At 51.8% G+C, this 1,086-nt stretch carries 2 protein-coding genes; both read left to right on the top strand.

Annotated elements, in window-relative coordinates; translation table 11 throughout:
• A partial coding sequence (locus B5D35_RS24520; protein ID WP_212567574.1) for a hypothetical protein occupies positions 1–209 on the top strand: 209 nt, incomplete at its 5' end.
• Between the two features lie 44 nt (positions 210–253).
• On the top strand, positions 254–1,086 hold an 833-nt coding region (locus tag B5D35_RS23905; protein WP_078754874.1), incomplete at its 3' end, for a major capsid protein P2.

The following is a 1,086-nucleotide window of genomic DNA, read 5'->3' as shown; positions in this document are numbered from 1 at the left end:
TTCAACACCTGACATTTTTCATGTTCAACGTTCTGTTTAACGTACTGCTAAGTAAAGGATTCGACACCATGTTCAAATTAAACAAAGGCGCATGGTCAACCATCGCCGTCGCGGTCACCATTATGGTGGTAGTGATGGTGGTGGTCGCCAATGTGGATGCGCTGGAAAAACCGCGTAAATCACTGGGGCTGGATAAAGGCTCGTTGTAAGCCTGACCCAACACGTTATTTATCAACCAAAGGACATTCACACCATGCCATCACCCATTGCACAACGAGCGGCCATCGTTGCCGCCGCCAAAGGCGCGTTTAACGTTCGCCCCATGGATTTAGACCCGTTTCGCTCGGGGCAAGTCTACGGCAAGCAAGCGGTACTGGAGATTAATACCCTTCATGCCTTTGCCTCTCTCGAAGTGGTGACTGATTTGCCGCTTCAACGCTTAGGGCGTGTTTCCCTTGAGCGCAACAACAAAGAAATCATTGGTATCGATGCGGCGTTTTTTCATAAGCGCGATACCAAAAAAGGCCTACCTGTTCAGGCCAAAGGCGTAAGCGGTGCCACCCAAACCCGTTTGATCATTCCGTTTGCAGACGAAACCTTGCGCACCTTGCAAGGTATTCGTCGTGGCGAACTGGTGCATCAAGCGGGTGAACTGCTGATGCTGAAAATCGGCGTAAAGCAAAAAGTCGCTAACGACCCAGACATTCCCGAATTCACGGCGACCGCCCGTGTGGTGGACTACCAGACCGAGCGTTTCTTTCAGCAGCGTTACACCCAGACCTCTATCACGCATACGCAAACAGGCACCCAGCGTCATGAGTTCCCGATTGTCGGGGCTAACGTGCGTTTACGTTCGATGCTGCTTGAAACCGAAAACGACGATATCACGCGTGTGGCCATTCGTCGTGATAACGAAACTATCTGGGAGCAAAACGTCGATGACCTTCGCTTTGCGATGGCGCGTTTCGGCGATACGCACGCGCCTGCACGTGGCGTGTGGGTGGACTTTGTTTCCACGGGCTTTGCCAATGAGCAAGCCTTTATCCCTGTGGCGCAAAGCAGTCTGAAACTCGAAATAGACAAACG

Origin of the sequence: Enterovibrio nigricans DSM 22720, assembly GCF_900167155.1 — a bacterium.
Lineage (GTDB): Bacteria > Pseudomonadota > Gammaproteobacteria > Enterobacterales > Vibrionaceae > Enterovibrio > Enterovibrio nigricans.
Note: the sequence above shows the minus strand (reverse complement) of the source record. Positions and strands in the feature narration are given on the sequence as shown.